The following is a 13,731-nucleotide window of genomic DNA, read 5'->3' as shown; positions in this document are numbered from 1 at the left end:
ATTTCAAAATGAGCGTATTGGTAAACAAAGATACGAAAGTGCTGGTGCAAGGCTTCACCGGCAAGAACGGTACTTTCCACGCCGAACAGGCGCTGAAAGTAGGCACCAAGGTGGTTGGCGGTGTTACGCCGGGCAAAGGTGGCAGCGAGCACCTGGGCCTGCCGGTGTTCAACACCATGAAAGATGCTGTACGCGAAACCCAGGCTGACGCTTCGGTTATCTACGTACCGGCAGCTTTCGCCAAGGATTCCATCCTGGAAGCGGTAGAAAGCGGCGTGAAGCTGATCGTGTGCATCACCGAAGGCGTGCCTACCCTGGACATGCTGTACGTGAAAAAAGCCGTAGACGAAGCCGGCATCCGCCTGATCGGCCCGAACTGCCCAGGCATCATCACCCCGGGCGAGTGCAAGATCGGCATCATGCCGTGGCACATCCACAACCCGGGCCGTATCGGTATCGTATCCCGTTCCGGCACCCTGACTTACGAAGCCGTGGCACAAACCACCGCGCTGGGTCTGGGCCAGTCCACTTGCATCGGTATCGGCGGCGACCCTATCCCGGGTACCAGCCACATCGACGCACTGCGCCTGTTCCAGGACGATCCGGACACCGACGCTATCGTGATGATCGGTGAAATCGGTGGTTCCGCCGAAGAAGAAGCCGCCGAGTTTGCCAAGCAGTACGTGACCAAGCCGGTAGTAGGCTACATCGCCGGTGTGACCGCACCAAAAGGCAAACGCATGGGCCACGCCGGCGCCATCATCTCTGGCGGCAAGGGTACTGCCGAAGAGAAGTTCAAGGCTTTCGAGCGTGCAGGCATCGCCTACACCCGCAGCCCGGCCGAAATCGGCAAAACCATGTTCGAACTGCTGAAAAGCAAGGGCATGATCTAAGCTGTCTGCCCGTCAGAACAGCACAACGCCACCGCATGCGGTGGCGTTTTTTATTGGTGGTGGCCAGGCTGCCGAGCCTGGTGTGCTCGGGCGGCCAACGATGGCCTGGCTGCGGCTCAGGTCGGGCTGGCGGGGTGGCTGTCCAGTAGCAGTTCGCGCGTCAGGGTAATCCAGGCGCGGGCGGCGTGGGACAGATAGCTGTCTTTTTTCCAGATCAGGCCGATGTGCCAGATGATGCGCTCATCATCAATAGGGATCACATCGAAGCGGTGCGGCTCCAGCTGGCTGGCAATGGCTTGCGGCAGCAGGGCGATACCCAGCCTGGCCTCAACCATGGCCACGATAAAATCCCAGTGCGCGCTGCGCCCGGCGATATTGATGGTTTTGCCCATGGTGCGGAAGGCATCGCTGATGCGGGTGGTGAGCGAGAAGTCTTCGGGGTAAAACACGATGGGTTGATCCGCCACGTCAGGCAGCGTCACGACGCTACGCCCATGCCACGGGCTGCCGGCGGGTGCCACCAGGCACAGGCGGTCGCGTACCAGGCTCAGGCTGTTGAATATGTGGTGATCTACCGGCAGCACGGCAGCGCCGATTTCCAGGTTGCCCGAACGGATACTGCTTTCAATCGCCAGGGCGCCGTCTTCCACCATTTTCAGCTCTACGCCTGGGTAACGGTCGCGAAATGCGCCCACCACCGGCGCAAAGAAAGCACCGCCGGCCATGGGCGGCAAACCGACTACCAGCTCGCCGCGCGCCAGCGAGGCCAGGTCGGCCAGTGCGTTTTTCAGCCGCAGCTGCGCCGCCAGCACGTCTTGCCCGCGCAGGTAGACCACGCGGCCGGCGTCGGTCAGCTGAAAACTCTTGCCCTCGCGGATCAGCAAAGGCGTACCCAGCTCTTCCTCCAGCTGCTTCACCATTTTGCTGATGGTGGGCTGGGTGACAAACAGCGCCTCGGCGGCGCGGGTAAAGTTTTGCTGGCGTACCAGCTCGGCAAAATAGCGCAGCGCCTTGATGTCCATGATGATTCCAAAAAAGAATGGTTTTGATAATTTTAATTCATTTTTAGAATGTAATAAACCTACGTATACTCCGTCTCACTCTCTGTGTTGTGTTGTGGCTCGTAAACACAGCAGGTGTTGACCGCTTGAGGCTGCCAAGGATTCTCCTCCCGACGTAGCTGCGAGACACCCGCTGTCTGCCACAGGTGGCTTTGCCACTTTTGGTACAGGCACCAGCCTAGTGCTGGTTCAGGATTATCTGGTGCCTCGTACATCCGGGGATTGTGTACGAGGTGAATCCTCTGTTTTCCCCTTACGAGCGTTGTTCGGCCGGCTATCAAGCCGGCTTTTTTTTTGCCTGCCGGTATTGTGTGGCCCGCTTTGCGGCCAAGCCGGCTAGGGGGTGTCGTGGCAAGCGCAGGCTTCGCCGCTCGCCGCGTCATCCAGCGTTTTCAGAATGCCGCAGTCGGCCAGTGTATGCGGGCTATCGCAGCGGGCACGCAGCAGCAACAGCTGCTGCTCCAGGCGCTGCAGTGCTTCTATCTGGCTGTGTACACGGCTGATTTGCTGGTCGATCAGCGCATTCACGCGGTCGCATGGCTCGGCTGCCGGTTGCTGGTGAAAGCCGGCCAACAGCCGGATATCAGCCAGCGGCATGCCCAGCGAACGGCAGTGCAGAATGAAGGCCAGCTGTTCCAGGTGGCGCTGTTCGTAGCGGCGGTAGCCGCTGCTGCTACGTGCCGGTGCCGGCAGCAAGCCTTCGCGCTCGTAGTAGCGGATGGTTTCACTTTCGCAGCCGGTGCGTTTTGCCAGTTCGCCGATTTGCATCATTTTCTCCTCAGGGCTTGACCTTATAGTAGCTACAGGGTTTGCAATAGCACAAGCACGCTCTTGTGGAGACCAGCATGGCCCTGTATCAACCCAAACCTGGCAGCAAAATCATTCCCGTCACCGTGGCGCAGCCGCACGCTGCCGACCACGACCACGACCACGACCACGACCACGACCACGACCACGACCACGACCACGACCACGACCACGACCACGACCACAGTCATAGCCATGATCACAGCCACGACCATGCGCAGGCGGCCTGCTGCAGTGGCGAGGCGTGCAGCAGTACGCTAAGCGCCGCCCCGCAGCCCGCCGACGTACCGGCCGGTAGCAGTGCTTGGCAGCTGGCGATTCCGGCCATGGATTGCCCCACCGAAGGGCGCCTGGTGGACAAGGTGCTGGCCAATGTCGCCGGCGTATTGCGCGTGGACTTTAACTACATCGAGCGCACGGTCACCGTGCACCAGCGCGATGCCAGCCTGGCGCAGGTGCAAGCCGCCATTGCCAGCACCGGTATGCCGCCACGGCTGCTGAGCGCGGAAGAGGCCGACACCCCCGCCGCGCCGCCGGTTGAAAGCCGCGGCCAACTATGGCTGGCTGGCCTGCTGGCGGCAGCGGCCGAAGGCGCCGTGCTGGCCGGTGCCAGCGATGGTGCCTGGTGGGTGGCAGCGCTGGCCATTGCCTCGATGCTGGCCGGTGGCCGTACCACGGCACGCAAAGGCTGGTACGCGCTGAAGCTGCGCACGCTCAATATCTACTTCCTGATGAGCCTGGCTGTGGTCGGCGCCATGGTGTTGCAGCAATGGCCCGAGGCCGCGATGGTGCTATTCCTGTTTGCGCTGTCGGAAAAGCTGGAAGCGCTGTCGCTGGCGCGTGCGGGCGAGGCGGTGCGCAGCCTGATGGCGCTAAAGCCGGACACCGCCTGGGTAGAGGTGGATGGCCAGTGGCAAGCTGTCGCCAGCGACAGCCTGCAAGTTGGCCGCGTGGTACGCGTACGCCCCGGCGAGCGCGTGCCGCTGGATGGCGTGATTGTCAGTGGCCGTGGCGACTTTAACGAAGCGCCGATTACCGGCGAAAGCCTGCCGCTGGACAAGGGTGAGGGCGATGCGGTGTTTGCCGGTGCCATCAACGGCCAGGGGCTGGTGCAGGTGCAGGTCACCGCAGCGGCCGACGGCAGCGTGCTGGCGCGCATTATCCGTAGTGTGCGCGACGCGCAGGCGGGCAAAGCGGCGACCCAGCGCTTCATCGACCGTTTTGCCGCGGTGTACACCCCCATTGTGGTGGCGGTAGCGGTGCTACTGGCGCTGGGCCTGCCGCTGGCCGGCATCATGACGTGGCAGGCGGCGCTGTATCAGGCGCTGGTATTACTGGTGATTGCCTGCCCGTGCGCGCTGGTGATTGCTACGCCGGTTACGCTGGTGTCGGCGCTATCGTCGGCGGCGCGTCGCGGCATGCTGGTCAAGGGCGGCGCGGCGCTGGAAGCCGCCGCCCGTATCCGCTACCTGGCGCTGGACAAGACCGGCACGCTCACCCGTGGCGAGCCGGCAGTGGAGGACGTATTGCTGTTGCAGCCCGATCTGGCGCGCGATGCCGTGCTGCAGGTGGCCGCTAGCCTGGAAGCACACTCCACTCACCCGCTGGCGCGTGCTGTTACGCAGGCGGCGAAGGGCTTGCCCTTGTTGGCTGCCAGTGGCTTGCAAGAGACGGCAGGCGAGGGGGTACAGGCCACGGTTAACGGCCAGCGCTGGGCACTGGGTAACCGCCGCCTGCTGGCGCGGCTGGGGGCGGATATCACGCCGTGGCTGCCGCGCTTGGCGCAGGGCAGTGGCGAGATGTGGTTGTGCCGCGATGGCATACCGCAAGCGCTGCTGCTGGTGGCCGACGCGCTGCGCCCCGATGCCGTGGCGGCGGTCGCACAGCTGCAGCAGATGGGTATTAAGCTGACGGTATTGTCTGGTGACCAGCAGGCGGTAGTTGGCCGCACCGCAGCGCAGGTGGGCATTGCCGAGGCGCTGGGTGGTTTGTTGCCGGACGACAAGCTGGCGCATATCCGCCGCCTGGCGCAGCAGGGGCCGGTGGCCATGGTGGGGGATGGCGTGAACGATGCACCTGCGCTGGCGCAGGCGGAGCTGGGTATCGCCATGGGGGCGGCCGGCTCGGATACCGCGCTGGAAACCGCGCAGGTGGCGCTGATGGAGGACCGTCTCGACAAGCTGCCGCAGCTGTTTGCCCACGCCCGGCGCAGCATGGCGGTATTGCGTGCCAACATCGTGCTGGCGCTGGCCATCAAGCTGCTGTTTTTCATCCTGGCACTGGCTGGTGTGGCCACGTTGTGGATGGCGGTGTTTGCCGACGTGGGCGCTAGCCTGTTGGTGATCTTCAATGGCCTGCGCCTGGCGCGGGCAGGGGGAAAGACATGCTGACATGGCTGGCGTGCCGTATCCCGCCGCCGCTCTTGGCCCTGCTGTGTGGCTGGGGCATGGCGCAGCTGGCGGCTAGTTGGCCGCAGTGGTCTGTAGCGTTGCCACCCCAGCTACGTACTGCGCTGCTGCTGGCACTGCTGTTGATGGCCATACTGCTGGAAGGCAGCGCGGTATGGGCGTTTGTGCGGCAGCGCACCACTATCAGCCCGCTGCAGCCGCAGCGCAGTACTGTGCTGGTGCTCACGGGCTTTTACCGCTTCAGCCGTAACCCCATGTACCTGGGCATGTTGTGTGTTTTGCTGGCGTGGGCGCTGTGGCTGGGGCATTGGCTGGCGCTGGCCGGGCCGCCGGGGTTTGTGCTGTGGCTAAACCATTTCCAGATTGCACCGGAAGAGCGGGCGCTGCAGGCACGCTTTGGTGTGGCCTACACGGCGTATTGCCAGCGTGTCCGGCGCTGGCTGTAAGGCCGGGGTGGCCCCGTGCCGCCCTATACTTTCATGCCGCGCATGCCGGTGATGCGGAACGGATACAGCTCGGCCACCATTACCCCGCCAGCCACCACCGGGTCGGCTTGCATGATGGCGCGGGCCTCGCTTTCGATACCGGTCATCACCAGTACCATGGCAAAGGCTTGCGCATCATCGGCGGTGGTGCGGCCGAACAGGGTGACCTTGCCGGCCAGGCACAGGTCGTCCAGGTAGCAGGTGTGCTGGCTGATGCACTCGGCCTCGTGGTCGCTCAAACCGGCGCGCAGCATGTCGGGGCGGGTAGGGCGTAACAGGTAAAGGTAGTGATGCATGGTGTCATGCCTGTGTATCAATGCCGCGACCTTGCAGGGCGGGGGCCGTGCTGTCTTGCGGCTGGTAGGTTTTCTCTATGCTATTACCCGCCTGACGGGCTGCGGCCTGCTCGGCCATGGCCTGCAGCGCCATCTGCCGTGCTTGCGCGGCCACGGCCTGGTCCTGGCCGGAGGGCTCGGCGGGTGCCAGCGCGGCACGCTGTACCGCCTGCGCCTTGCGCAGGGTATCTTCCGGCGTGCGCCCCGGGCTGGCATCGATGCTGACATTGCCGCCTACGGCGTAGCGTTTGCCATCCGGGCCTTGCTGGTAGCTGTAGCTGGGGCCGCTGACGCTGACGCCGCCGGCTGCGGCCATGTGCGCCTGTTCGTGGGCGCGCACTTCGCTATCGCGTGCTTTCAGCTTTTCTACCTGCTTTTCTTCCTCTTCGCTCAAAGCTACGGTGCCGCTCTGGCCGCGGCCAGTGCCGCTTGCCGGGCTGGCTGGGTTGGCGTAGGGGCTGCCGTAGTTGGCCGCAGTGCTGGCGCTTATGCTCATTTCAATCGGGGTGCTGGCTGTTGCCTATAAGCATAGACCATAAAAAGCGGCCTGCTGTTTGCAGCAGGCCGTACATGGCAATGGGGTATCCGCTCAGGCTTGGCGTTCGCCCGTCTGCAGGCGCCACAGTGCCGCGTAGCTGCCGTTTTGCGCCAGCAGCAGCGCGTGGGTGCCCGATTCCACAATCTGGCCGTGCTCCATCACGTGGATGCAGTCGGCGTGGCGTACGGTAGACAGGCGGTGCGCAATCACCAGTGTGGTGCGCCCGCGCGATACTACGTCCAGCGAGCGCTGGATGGCGGCCTCGGTTTCGTTGTCCACCGCGCTGGTGGCTTCGTCCAGTATCAGGATGCGCGGGTCTTTCAGGATGGCGCGCGCCAGGGCCAGGCGCTGGCGCTGGCCGCCGGAGAGTTTCTGGCCGCGTTCGCCCACCGGGGTGTCGTAGCCCTGCGGCAGGCGGGCGATGAACTCGTGCGCCTCGGCGGCGCGGGCGGCGGCTTCGATGGCGCTGCGGCCAACCTCGCCCATGCCGTAGGCAATATTGTCTGCCACGCTGCCATCGGTCAGGAACACATCCTGGCTGACGTAGCCAATCTGGCGGCGCAGGTCGGTGAGCGACAGCTCGCGGATATCGTGGCCATCCAGCCTTATCGCCCCGGCCGGGGCCTCATAAAAACGCAGTAACAGCTTGACCAGCGTGCTCTTGCCCGAGCCGGTGGCACCCACAAAAGCCACGGTGCGGCCGGCAGGCACGGTAAGCGACACATTGTGCAGTACGGTGAGGTCACCGTAGCCGAATGACAGGTTTTCGAAAGCCAGGCTGCCGGATACTGTGCCGCTTGGCAGCGCTTTGCCGTCGTACGGTATCGAGACGGGTGTGGAGAGCACGTCAAGCACACGGTCGATGGCGGTCATCGAGCGCTGGTACAGGTCGGCAATATCGGCCAGCCCCACCAGTGGCCACAGCAGCCGCTGGGTGAGGTACACCAGCACCGAATAGCTGCCCACACCGATGTCGCCGTGCAGCGCCAGCCAGCCGCCGTACACCAGTGTCACCACGAAGCCGGCCAGAATGGCCATGCGGATCACCGGGATAATGGCCGACGACAGGCGGATGGCCGCCGCGTTGGTCTGGCGGTAGTGCTCGCTGGCCTGGCGGATATGTTCGGCTTCAAACGCTTCGGCGGTAAACGCCTTGATGGTGGCAATACCCAGCAGGTTGTTGCTGAGGCGGCCGTTGATCACGCCGGCGGCTTCGCGCACGGCGCTGTAGCGCGGGGCAATGCGTTTCTGGAACCAGAACGTACCCACCAGAATCAGCGGCACCGGAAACAGCGCCAGCATGGCCAGCTGCGGTGCCAGGTAAAAGAACACGGCACCCACCATAATGGAGGAACACACCACCTGGATGATGCTGTTGGCGCCGCCGTTGAGAAAGCGTTCCATCTGGTTGATGTCGTCGTTCAGGATGGACATCAGGCTGCCGGTGCGCTTGTCTTCAAAGTAAGACAGTGGCAGCTTTTGTACATGGCCGTAGGCGTCCAGGCGTAGTGCGTGCTGCAGGTTTTGCGCCAGGTTGCGCCAGCGCAGCTGGTACAGGTATTCGAACAGTGATTCGCCCGCCCAGATCAGCACCGTGAGCCCGCCCAGCCACAACAGCTGGTCAAAGCTGTCGGTAATGCCCAGGCGTGCCAGAAAGGAATCCTGTTTGCTGACTACCACATCGACTGCCACGCCGATCAGTACTTCGGGCAGGATATCGAAAAACTTGTTGATGGCAGAAAATGCCGAGGCAAGATAAGCATCCCGCCGGTACTGGCGGGCATAATGAAAGAGCCGTGACAGGGATGACATGGTATCGGGCTGGTATTAGGGGGGACGGCGATTGTACGCCGCCATGCAATAAGAATGAAAAAGGAATACGTCGCAATGACTGAACACTCTGTTAACCAGCGCGAGCTCACCATGTCGGTGCTGATGACGCCGGACATGGCCAATTTTTCCGGCAACGTCCACGGCGGGGTACTGCTCAAGCTGCTGGACCAGGTAGCCTACGCTTGCGCCAGCCGCTACGCCGGCTGTTATGTGGTGACGCTGTCGGTAGACCAGGTATTGTTCAAACAGCCTATCCACGTGGGCGAGATGGTCACCTTTCTGGCCAGCGTGAACCACGTTGGCCGCACCTCCATGGAAGTGGGTATCAAGGTGGTGGCCGAGAACATCCAGCAGCGCACCGTGCGCCATACCAATAGCTGCTACTTCACCATGGTGGCCTGGGCAGACGGCAAAGCCATGCCGGTGCCGCCGCTGGCGCTGGAGAGCGATACCCACAAGAAGCGCTTCCGCGAAGCCGAAATCCGCAAACAGATGCGGCTGGAAGCCGAGCAACGCATGCAGCAGGCTGGCACGGCATGAAAGAAGGCCTGGTGCCGCTCACCGCGCTGGACAAGCCGCGCGCCTACGCCATTTACTGCGCCGGCATGCAAGGCAAGCTCAGCCGCTGCGCCGGCTGGGATCCGGTGCTGCAGCGGCAGGGCTTCGAGCAGAGTTTTACCGCCGGTACCTTGTTCTGGTACCGCCACCAGGGCCAGGAGGTGGCCTTGCTGAGCCTGTCGCGCCGCGATTATGGCCTGCACGTGCACCTGCTGGTGGTGCTGGACAATTGGCGCCGCCAGGGCGTGGGGCGGCGCGTGCTGGCGCACCTGCACAGCCTGAGCAGCGGCCGCGTTACGCTCAGCTGCCTGCGCAACGACAAACCGGTGCGTGCCTTTTATGCCGAAATGGGCTACCACATCGCCGGCATGGAGCCGGATTTTCTCAATCTGGAGTGGCCAGGGCCGCAGGCCAGGGCAGGCTGACAGCGCTGTACGCCAGCTTGGGCCTGTGGCAGCTTTACCCTACAATGCGCGCCTCATTACCGAAAGCCCGCCATGTCTGCCTACCAGCTCGTTCATACCCACCCGCAGTTTTACGTGATTCACAAGGCACCGGGCGTCAGCTTTCACCGCGAAGACGACGCCCCCGGCCTGATGGACGCCCTGCGTGACGGCCTGCAAGACGACGCGCTATGGCCGGTGCACAGGCTGGACCGCATCACCAGCGGCCTGATCGTGGTGGCGCGCAGCCAGGCCACCGCCGCCGAGCTGGGTGCGGCCTTTGCCGGGCGCGAGGTGGAAAAATATTATCTGGCACTGTCCGACGCCAAGCCGGCACGCAAACAGGGCCTGATCAAGGGCGATATGGACAAGGGCCGTGGCGGCGCCTGGAAGCTGTGCAAAAGCGCGGCCAACCCTGCGGTGACCCAGTTTTTCAGCTACAGCCTGGCGCCCGGCCTGCGCCTGTTCGTGCTGCGCCCGCGCACCGGCAAGACCCACCAGTTGCGCGTGGCGATGAAGTCGCTGGGCGCACCCATCCTGGGCGATGCGCTATACGGCGGTAGCGCGGCCGATCGCGGCTACCTGCACGCCTACGCGTTGGCCTTCACGCTGGCGGGCGAGGTACATCGCTTTGTGTGCCCGCCGGTGTGGGGCGAACGTTGGCCGCAAGACGCACTGGCCGCTTACCTGGCGGCCAACCCGCCGGCCGGCCTGCCGTGGCCGGTGCTGTAAGCGTTTGCCCCAGCCAGGGCATAGATGAAAAAAGCCGGTCGCGTGCGCGAACCGGCTTTTTTATCGATGTAGCAGGCTGGTGAACGTATTCACTATCTTGCGAGCGGGCGCGAGACCAGGCGAAAGTGACTGAGGCAGCGCAGTTTACACATGGTAAATGAGCATGCCAAAGGCGCTTTTAACGCCGTATCGCCCACGCGCAGCAGATCGTGCACGTACGATCAGCCCAGGCCGTGCATCATTTTCTTCAGCTTGCCCGACAGCAGGAACAGCACCAGTGCGGCGCTGCCGGCCAACAGCACGAACAGCATGAAGAAGTCGTGCAGGTTGGCCACGGTATAGCCCATGAATACCGGCAGCGGCTTGCCCGGCTCCGGGTACAGGCCGGACAGTACGCCGGCAAACTTGTTGGCCAGCGCGCTGGACAGGAACCACACACCCATCATCATCGACACCAGGCGTGCCGGCGACAGCTTCACTACCAGCGACAGGCCGATAGGCGACAGGCACAGCTCGCCGAAGGTGTGGATGCTGTACAGGCTGATCAGCCACAGCATGCTCACTTTCACGCCCGGCTCCAGGCCGGTGACGCCCAGCGCGATGATCAGGTAACCGATGGCCAGCAGCAGCAAGCCGATGGCCATTTTCATCGGCGAGTTCGGCTCCAGGCCCTTCTTGCCCAGCGTCAGCCATAGCCAGGCAAACAGCGGTGCGCACACCACGATCACCACCGGGTTGATGCTCTGGAAGAACGAAGCCGGTACCGTCCAGCCCAGCAGCTGGCGGTTGGTCTGCTCTTCGGCAAAGAAGGTCAGCGAAGCGCCGGCCTGCTCGAAGGCGGACCAGAAGAAGATCACGAACGCCGACAGCAGCATGATCACCGCCAGGCGGTCTTTTTCTTCGCGCGTCAGCGGGGCATGGCGGATTTTCTCGCCGCTTTCATGATGGCGCTTGGGCGGCAGGCCGATGGCGGCGCCTTCCGGCGTCACCAGGTAGCGGGAGCGGTAGCTCAGGAACAGCGCCAGCGACACCAGCATGCCGATGCCGGCTGCCAGGAAGCCCCATCTGAAATCGGCCGGGTGGCCGGTATCGCCCAGTGTGCCGCATACCAGCGGCGCCAGCAGCGCACCGGCGTTGATGCCCATGTAGAACAGGGTGAAGGCGGAATCCACACGCTTGTCGCCGGCGGGGTACAGCTGGCCCACCATGGACGAAATATTCGGTTTGAACAGGCCGTTACCGGCGATCAGCAGCGCCAGGCCGCCGAACATCAGCGGGGTGGCGGTAGCCGGCTGCTGGTACAGCGTGGCGGCAAAGAACATGGAAAACTGGCCGGCGGCCATCAGCAGCGCACCGCAGACAATGGCGCGGCGGTTGCCCCAGTAGCGGTCGGCAATATAGCCGCCCAGCAGCGGCGCAAAGTACACCAGGCCGGTGTAGCTGCCGTAGATTTCGGAGGCGTAGGCCTTGTCGAACATCAGCGCCTTCACCATGAACAGCACGAAGATGGCGCGCATGCCGTAGTAGCTGAAGCGTTCCCACATTTCGGTCACGAACAGCAGGTACAGACCGCGGGGGTGTTGTCGGTACATGAGGGTCTTTCTCTAGTGATGAGTGAGGTGCACAGCCCTGTTTTTATATGGCGGACTTTGGCAAGGGGTCGGATTGTGCTGATGCTTTGGCGTTAATGCAATATAAAAATGCGCAAAATTGAACATTCATGGCGTTATATTGTAATAAATTGGTGAAACTTATTTGTTATGCATACTCGTATAGTGTAATTATTCCAGCGGGGGGCAATTTGTTTCGCTATCGAATTGCTGCGCTGTAACATCGATAAATCTTGCTGGCTGGCAGCAGCTGGCGTACGCTGCAGTGTGGCCCGTGCGGCCACCCGACACACTGGAGAACGTGCATGAAACCGCTAGTTTGCCCCGCAGCAAGCAGCACTTGCCGCAGCCTGCTGCCCAACTGGTATAACCTCGACGTTGTACTGGCCAACGACTTCCCCCGCGCCTGATACCCCTTGGCAGCCACCCGGCTGTCCGTCTGTTTTAAAGCCAATCTAAACAATCAATCGACACCTGTGGCCTTGCCACGCTGCTTTGCTGCGCGCCGTTGTCGCGCCGGCAGTGTGCCGCTACGCTGCCCCGTCACGCCTGCCCTACCTGCGTGCGGTGGCGTGTGGCTGCAAGGTTGGCCGCAGGCATGGAGCATCAACATGGCACGACGCATCCCCGAACCGTTCCGCATCAAGATGGTAGAGCCCATCAAGCAGACCACCCCCGAATACCGCCGCGAGGCACTGGCCGCTGCCGGCTGGAACCCGTTCCTGCTGCGCGGTGAAGACGTGTACATCGACCTGCTGACCGACAGCGGTACCGGCGCCATGTCGGACCGCCAGTGGGCCGGCGTGATGATGGGCGACGAAGCCTACGCCGGCAGCCGCAACTTCTACGAGCTGGAAGCCACGGTGAAAGAGGTATTTGGCTACGCCCATACCATGCCCACCCACCAGGGCCGTGGTGCCGAGCAGATCCTGTTCCCCGAGCTGGTAAAACGCTGCGGCAGCCAGCGGCCGGTGTTTTTGTCCAACTATCACTTTGATACCACCAAGGCGCACGTAGAGATTGCTGGCGCGCGTGCCATCAATGTGCTGACGCCGCAGGCGCTGGACACCACCACCGCCTACGACTGGAAAGGCGACTTCGACCTGCCGCGCCTGGCGGCGCTGATCGAAGAACACGGTGCGGCCAACGTGGCCGGCCTGATCATCACCGTGACCTGCAACAGCGCCGGTGGCCAGCCGGTGAGCATGGCCAGCATCCGCGAGTCGGCCGCGCTGGCGCGCCGCCACGGCATTCCGGTGATCATCGACGCGGCGCGCTTTGCCGAAAACGCCTGGTTCATCCAGCAGCGCGACCCGGACTACGCAAACATGTCGGTACCGGCCATCGTGTACGAGATGTTCAGCCACGGCGACATGTTCACCATGTCGGCCAAGAAGGACGCGCTGGTGAACATCGGCGGCCTGTGCTGCTTCAAGGATGACGAAGACCTGTTCCGCAGCGTGCAGGTGCGCTGTGTGGCGATGGAAGGCTTTGTCACCTACGGCGGCCTGGCCGGCCGCGACATGGCCGCGCTGGCGGTGGGCCTGAAAGAAGGCATGGACGAAGGCTATCTGGCCTACCGCATCGGCCAGGTAGCGTACCTGGGCGACAGGTTGGCCGCCGGTGGCATTCCGATCCAGACGCCGACCGGTGGCCACGCCGTGTTTGTGGACGCCAAGAAGCTGCTGCCGCACATCCCGGCCGGGCAGTTCCCGGCGCACGCGCTGGCGTGCGAGCTGTACCTGGAAGGCGGCATTCGCGGCGTGGAAATCGGCTCGCTGCTGCTGGGCCGCAACCCGGCTACCGGCGAGCAGGAACCGTCGCCGTTCGAGCTGCTGCGCCTGACCATCCCGCGCCGCGTATACACCAACGACCACATGGACTACATCGCCGACTGCCTGATCGACATCCAGCAGCGTGCCAGCAGCATCCGTGGCTTGGGCTTCGACTACGAGCCGCCTATCCTGCGCCACTTCACCGCACGCCTGCATCCGCTGTAAGCCGACTGCTTGCCTGCCCCACACCCCG

The 13,731-nt window shown here is 63.3% G+C and carries 13 protein-coding genes; 7 read left to right on the top strand and 6 right to left on the bottom strand.

Annotated features, from left to right (window positions below):
- Positions 1–8 precede the first annotated feature (8 nt).
- Positions 9–893, top strand: a complete 885-nt coding sequence (gene sucD / locus PQU95_RS09020) for a succinate--CoA ligase subunit alpha (protein WP_017506953.1) — start codon at positions 9–11, stop codon at positions 891–893.
- A gap of 116 nt (positions 894–1,009) precedes the next feature.
- Here the strand turns inward: sucD and PQU95_RS09015 are convergent, their stop codons facing one another.
- Both PQU95_RS09015 and cadR read right to left on the bottom strand, forming a co-directional pair.
- Positions 1,010–1,915 carry a LysR family transcriptional regulator gene (locus PQU95_RS09015; RefSeq protein ID WP_272751681.1) on the bottom strand — a complete coding sequence of 302 codons (906 nt, stop codon included), beginning with the start codon at positions 1,913–1,915 and terminating at the stop codon, positions 1,010–1,012.
- A 375-nt stretch (positions 1,916–2,290) separates the two neighbouring features.
- On the bottom strand, positions 2,291–2,722 hold the full coding sequence (cadR, locus tag PQU95_RS09010) for a Cd(II)/Pb(II)-responsive transcriptional regulator (RefSeq protein WP_272751680.1): 432 nt from the start codon (positions 2,720–2,722) through the stop codon (positions 2,291–2,293).
- Positions 2,723–2,799: 77 nt separating this feature from the next.
- Between cadR and PQU95_RS09005 the strand changes: the two genes are divergently transcribed.
- Together PQU95_RS09005 and PQU95_RS09000 are read left to right on the top strand one after the other, a co-directional pair.
- Positions 2,800–5,151 carry a heavy metal translocating P-type ATPase gene (locus tag PQU95_RS09005; protein ID WP_272751679.1) on the top strand — a complete coding sequence of 784 codons (2,352 nt, stop codon included), beginning with the start codon at positions 2,800–2,802 and terminating at the stop codon, positions 5,149–5,151.
- Positions 5,145–5,615 carry a methyltransferase family protein gene (locus PQU95_RS09000; RefSeq protein WP_272751678.1) on the top strand — a complete coding sequence of 157 codons (471 nt, stop codon included), beginning with the start codon at positions 5,145–5,147 and terminating at the stop codon, positions 5,613–5,615. The genes PQU95_RS09005 and PQU95_RS09000 overlap by 7 nt, the downstream gene beginning before the upstream one ends.
- A gap of 23 nt (positions 5,616–5,638) precedes the next feature.
- Here the strand turns inward: PQU95_RS09000 and PQU95_RS08995 are convergent, their stop codons facing one another.
- The 3 genes from PQU95_RS08995 to PQU95_RS08985 all read right to left on the bottom strand — a co-directional run bounded on the left by PQU95_RS08995 (position 5,639) and on the right by PQU95_RS08985 (position 8,339).
- Positions 5,639–5,950, bottom strand: coding sequence for a YciI family protein (locus tag PQU95_RS08995; protein WP_272751677.1), 312 nt, complete (start codon positions 5,948–5,950; stop codon positions 5,639–5,641).
- A 4-nt stretch (positions 5,951–5,954) separates the two neighbouring features.
- On the bottom strand, positions 5,955–6,485 hold the full coding sequence (locus tag PQU95_RS08990) for a putative metalloprotease CJM1_0395 family protein (RefSeq protein WP_272751676.1): 531 nt from the start codon (positions 6,483–6,485) through the stop codon (positions 5,955–5,957).
- A 93-nt stretch (positions 6,486–6,578) separates the two neighbouring features.
- Entirely contained in the window at positions 6,579–8,339 is a 1,761-nt protein-coding gene (locus PQU95_RS08985; RefSeq protein ID WP_272751675.1) for an ABC transporter ATP-binding protein, read from the bottom strand.
- Positions 8,340–8,414: 75 nt separating this feature from the next.
- Here PQU95_RS08985 and PQU95_RS08980 point away from each other — a divergent pair, with 75 nt between their 5' ends.
- From PQU95_RS08980 to PQU95_RS08970, 3 genes are all read left to right on the top strand, one after another.
- Positions 8,415–8,900, top strand: coding sequence for an acyl-CoA thioesterase (locus PQU95_RS08980; RefSeq protein ID WP_147684389.1), 486 nt, complete (start codon positions 8,415–8,417; stop codon positions 8,898–8,900).
- Positions 8,897–9,343, top strand: a complete 447-nt coding sequence (locus tag PQU95_RS08975; RefSeq protein ID WP_272751674.1) for a GNAT family N-acetyltransferase — start codon at positions 8,897–8,899, stop codon at positions 9,341–9,343. Before PQU95_RS08980 ends, PQU95_RS08975 begins: the two co-directional genes overlap by 4 nt.
- A gap of 72 nt (positions 9,344–9,415) precedes the next feature.
- On the top strand, positions 9,416–10,093 hold the full coding sequence (locus PQU95_RS08970) for a TIGR01621 family pseudouridine synthase (RefSeq protein WP_272751673.1): 678 nt from the start codon (positions 9,416–9,418) through the stop codon (positions 10,091–10,093).
- A gap of 221 nt (positions 10,094–10,314) precedes the next feature.
- On the opposite strand, the gene PQU95_RS08965 is transcribed toward PQU95_RS08970, so the two are convergent.
- Positions 10,315–11,685 carry a peptide MFS transporter gene (locus PQU95_RS08965; protein ID WP_272751672.1) on the bottom strand — a complete coding sequence of 457 codons (1,371 nt, stop codon included), beginning with the start codon at positions 11,683–11,685 and terminating at the stop codon, positions 10,315–10,317.
- Positions 11,686–12,314: 629 nt separating this feature from the next.
- Here PQU95_RS08965 and PQU95_RS08960 point away from each other — a divergent pair.
- Positions 12,315–13,703 carry a tryptophanase gene (locus tag PQU95_RS08960; protein WP_272751671.1) on the top strand — a complete coding sequence of 463 codons (1,389 nt, stop codon included), beginning with the start codon at positions 12,315–12,317 and terminating at the stop codon, positions 13,701–13,703.
- The last annotated feature ends 28 nt before the right edge of the window (positions 13,704–13,731 follow it).

This window comes from Vogesella aquatica (assembly GCF_028548455.1).
Lineage (GTDB): Bacteria > Pseudomonadota > Gammaproteobacteria > Burkholderiales > Chromobacteriaceae > Vogesella > Vogesella aquatica.
Note: the sequence above shows the minus strand (reverse complement) of the source record. Positions and strands in the feature narration are given on the sequence as shown.

What these genes read in the sequence shown, in the direction of transcription:
- sucD (WP_017506953.1), top strand. Translation starts at nt 9, where the DNA reads ATGAGCGTATTGGTAAACAAAGATACGAAAGTGCTGGTGCAAGGCTTC.
- PQU95_RS09015 (WP_272751681.1), bottom strand. Translation starts at nt 1,915, where the DNA reads ATGGACATCAAGGCGCTGCGCTATTTTGCCGAGCTGGTACGCCAGCAA.
- cadR (WP_272751680.1), bottom strand. Translation starts at nt 2,722, where the DNA reads ATGCAAATCGGCGAACTGGCAAAACGCACCGGCTGCGAAAGTGAAACC.
- PQU95_RS09005 (WP_272751679.1), top strand. Translation starts at nt 2,800, where the DNA reads ATGGCCCTGTATCAACCCAAACCTGGCAGCAAAATCATTCCCGTCACC.
- PQU95_RS09000 (WP_272751678.1), top strand. Translation starts at nt 5,145, where the DNA reads ATGCTGACATGGCTGGCGTGCCGTATCCCGCCGCCGCTCTTGGCCCTG.
- PQU95_RS08995 (WP_272751677.1), bottom strand. Translation starts at nt 5,950, where the DNA reads ATGCATCACTACCTTTACCTGTTACGCCCTACCCGCCCCGACATGCTG.
- PQU95_RS08990 (WP_272751676.1), bottom strand. Translation starts at nt 6,485, where the DNA reads ATGAGCATAAGCGCCAGCACTGCGGCCAACTACGGCAGCCCCTACGCC.
- PQU95_RS08985 (WP_272751675.1), bottom strand. Translation starts at nt 8,339, where the DNA reads ATGTCATCCCTGTCACGGCTCTTTCATTATGCCCGCCAGTACCGGCGG.
- PQU95_RS08980 (WP_147684389.1), top strand. Translation starts at nt 8,415, where the DNA reads ATGACTGAACACTCTGTTAACCAGCGCGAGCTCACCATGTCGGTGCTG.
- PQU95_RS08975 (WP_272751674.1), top strand. Translation starts at nt 8,897, where the DNA reads ATGAAAGAAGGCCTGGTGCCGCTCACCGCGCTGGACAAGCCGCGCGCC.
- PQU95_RS08970 (WP_272751673.1), top strand. Translation starts at nt 9,416, where the DNA reads ATGTCTGCCTACCAGCTCGTTCATACCCACCCGCAGTTTTACGTGATT.
- PQU95_RS08965 (WP_272751672.1), bottom strand. Translation starts at nt 11,685, where the DNA reads ATGTACCGACAACACCCCCGCGGTCTGTACCTGCTGTTCGTGACCGAA.
- PQU95_RS08960 (WP_272751671.1), top strand. Translation starts at nt 12,315, where the DNA reads ATGGCACGACGCATCCCCGAACCGTTCCGCATCAAGATGGTAGAGCCC.